The following is a 3,265-nucleotide window of genomic DNA, read 5'->3' as shown; positions in this document are numbered from 1 at the left end:
CCCCCGCTCCGCCCAGTGCGAAGAGGTCGCGCCGCGAGATGGTCATCTCGGCGCCCGGCCTTCCGCGCCGAAAAGATAGCGCGGCGGCGGCCGTTCGAACGACAGAAGGCTCGCGCGCTCGCAGGCGAAGCTCGACGCCTTGGCCGGATCGCCCACGCCCTTGTAGCGCAGCACCGAGGGGTAGGCGCAAAGCGGCCGGGTCGCGCGCAGCTTGCCGTCGTCGAACGCATAAGCGGTCAGGACATCGGGAGCCGCATCCCGGTCCACCCAGCGATCGAGCACCGCGAGCAATTCGTCGTCGGGAAAGCTGTCGTCCGGCATGTCCTCGAGCGTGAGCGGTCGGGGGCCGGGACCGCCCATGCAATGCGCCATTCCGGGGACCATATAGAGGCGCGCGAACGCATCAGGCTTGCGCGAGGCGCGCTGGATGGCCTCGAAATAGGCGACGCTGTCGAGCGGGCTAACGACGCCGTCTTCCCAGCCGTGATAGAGGATCAGCTTGCCGCCGCGCGCCGAAAATTCGGCAAGATCGGGGCTCAGCGCATTGATGTCGGGGCCCCATTGCGCGTCGAGCCGGTCGACGTCCTTGTCGAAATCGAAACGGTCGCTGGCGGCCGCGCCATCAGTCACCCACGGGCCGAGATCGCCGGGCGCGCGGCTGGCGATGGATTGGGGATTGCCCAGCAACGGAGCCGCCTGGCTCTCGCTTCCGGGCAGGAACGGGAAATAGATAAGCTCGCCGGTGCGCGGATTGCGCGCGCCGCCGAAGAAGGCATGCAGGCTCGCAACCTCGCCTCCGGTCAAGCAGCCATTCTCCGCCTGCCCCGGCTTGCATGCGAGCCGGGCGGGGTCGAAGCGGCACGCCAGCGGCGTATTGAGGAAGGGCTCGCCCGGCGCGCCGCCATCCTTGCCGCCGCAATGTTTGAGCGCCGCCGTCCGGAACAGCGTCGCCTTGGCGACGGGCAGCTCGCGCGCCGGGGTCGCCTGCGTCTTCTGGAAATTATAGTTGAACGCGGTGTGGAGATGCGTCCGGTTGTGCCCCGGCGCGCCGGCGAGGATGCCGTCATAGTCGTCCGGATATCGCTGCGCTTCGGAAAGGCCCTGATGCCCTCCGGTCGAGCAGCCGAAGAAATAGGCGCGCCGCTGGGGCTTTCCATAGAAACGAAGGAGCACCTGCTTCGCCGCGACGGTCATCAGATGCGTCGCGCGGTGACCCCAGTCGCGGATCATCGCGGGCTGGCCAATCCCCGCTTCGTACCAGATTCCTGCGGAGCTGGCGGGCGCGGTGCCCATGTCGGTGTTCGCCACCGCAAAGCCGCGCTTCAACCCGCCCGCGAGCACATTGTAGCGGATAGCGCCCGCGAAACCGCCGTTGCCCGTGCCCAGAAGCTTGCCGTTCCACGCCGCGTCGAGCGGGAGCCAGAGTTCGCTGACGATGCGCGATCCCGGCTCGCTCCCTGACAGGATGGTCACGCGGCAAAATGACGGGAGATCGGCATGGTGCGCCTTGTCGGGCGACCGGAAGCTTCCGGCGCGCTCCAGCGACGCCGCGACGACCCGACCCTTTTCGACCGCAAGCCCGCGCAGGTCGATGCAGCGCGCGCCGGCGTCCGTGGCTTGTGCGCGCGCATCTTCGCCCGGAAACGCCAGCCCGATCAGCAACAGCATGGCAACCACCGTGCCCTTGACGGGAGAAAAAGGTCCGGATTTCATCGCATACTCCATCTTCATTCGCTCTCGAACCGACCGTCCCCCCATTCACGGCCAACCCGTGCGGGTAAAGACGCCTTCGCGGCTTGCCGGTCAGCGGCCCGATCCGCCGCACGGGGTTGCCGGAAGCAGCGCCGGGGCGCCGCCGATCATCGGAATCCACGATTGCCCGGCGGCCCGACGCCGGCATTTCATCTCCTCGGCGAGCGCATAATGGCCCGGAAGGAGATCGGCCGAGGCCTCGGCGCGATCGCGAAAGCCCATATAGGCTCGCCCCTCGGCATAGGGCCGCCACGCCGGTTCGCCGGGCGCCGACGGGACGCCGCGCTTCGCAAATGCCGTCCAATAGGACAGCATCGCCCGAGAAAAGTCGCGTTCCCCCGCATCGACCGGCGGCTTGGGCCAGTTGGGTGGCAACGGCGCATCGGTGCCCGCGGCGCCGAACACATAGGGGACCTCCGCCGCGTGAAAGGCGCCGAGGTTCAGCGCGTCGGAAGCGGGATAGCTGTGGTCGAAATAGTATAGATAGGACGGGATCCCGCCGCGCATCTGCTGTGCGACCAGCCGCTCGGCGCTCCACCCGTAAATCGCGTCGCGCGTCGCAGCGAGGATGGTGTCGGCCAGATCGGTCGCGGGATACAGGTCGAGATAGCGCGCGGCGAGGTCGCCATATTGGGCGCGGATAGCCGCTTCATAGGCCGATACCGAAACCGGAACCGGCGGTGCCAAACCGCGCAGCGAGCGGATTTCGCCGCTGTTGAAGCCCGCGATCAGCGGCACCTGTGCCTGCTCACCCGCATCGAAGATATCGAGGAGCTGTTTGCGCAGGAACCAGCCGTCGACCGTCGCCTGCGGAACCGGCCCGCCTTGCGGCGGCAGGGCATTGAGCGTGGGTGCATCGATAGCACGCAATGCCTCAAGGTCCGCCGCGCCAAGCTTCTCCGCGAGCCGCAGCCCGATTTCCTCACCTGACAACATGCCATAGGCCCGGCTTTTGAGTTCGGGAGTCGGCACCAGATAGGGGCTTTGCGCGACCGCCTTGTGAAACAGGCCGTCGGCCAAGGGACTGGCGAGAAGATAGGCGACGCTGAGCGCGCCGGCGGATTCGCCGAAGACGGTGACATTGTCGGGATCGCCGCCGAACTCCGCGATGTTATCGCGGACCCATTCAAGCGCGGCGACCTGATCGAGGAGGCCATAATTGCCCGACGCATGATGAGGCGATTCGGCACTGAGTTCGGGATGCGCCAGAAAGCCGAAGACGCCGAGCCGGTAGTTGATGGTGACGACGATGACACCCCCGCGGGCGAGGCGCGCGCCGTCGAAGAAGGGGCTGCCGCCATGGCCCGATACCAGCGACCCGCCGTGGAGCCACACCATGACCGCGGCCTTGCGCGCCGCTTTGGGCGCCCAGATATTGAGCGTCAGACAATCCTCGCTCATCGCGGGAAGATCGCTCGCATAGATGCCGGTCGCCGGGGATGGGGGCTGCATGCAGGCAGGTCCGAAGCGTGTGGCGTCGCGGGTGCCGGCCCAATCCGCAGCAGGCGCCGGG

2 protein-coding genes are annotated in these 3,265 nt (G+C 67.5%); both read right to left on the bottom strand.

What is annotated here, in order from left to right; all coding sequences use genetic code 11:
- Positions 1-42: 42 nt before the first annotated feature.
- Entirely contained in the window at positions 43-1,713 is a 1,671-nt protein-coding gene (locus tag VN047_RS08035) for a tannase/feruloyl esterase family alpha/beta hydrolase (protein WP_325541596.1), read from the bottom strand.
- Positions 1,714-1,803: 90 nt separating this feature from the next.
- The coding region (locus tag VN047_RS08030) for a carboxylesterase/lipase family protein (protein WP_325541595.1) at positions 1,804-3,265 on the bottom strand (1,462 nt) is incomplete at its 5' end.

It is taken from the genome of Sphingopyxis sp., from assembly GCF_035565275.1.
Lineage (GTDB): Bacteria > Pseudomonadota > Alphaproteobacteria > Sphingomonadales > Sphingomonadaceae > Sphingopyxis.
This window is presented reverse-complemented; position numbering and strand designations above follow the sequence as displayed.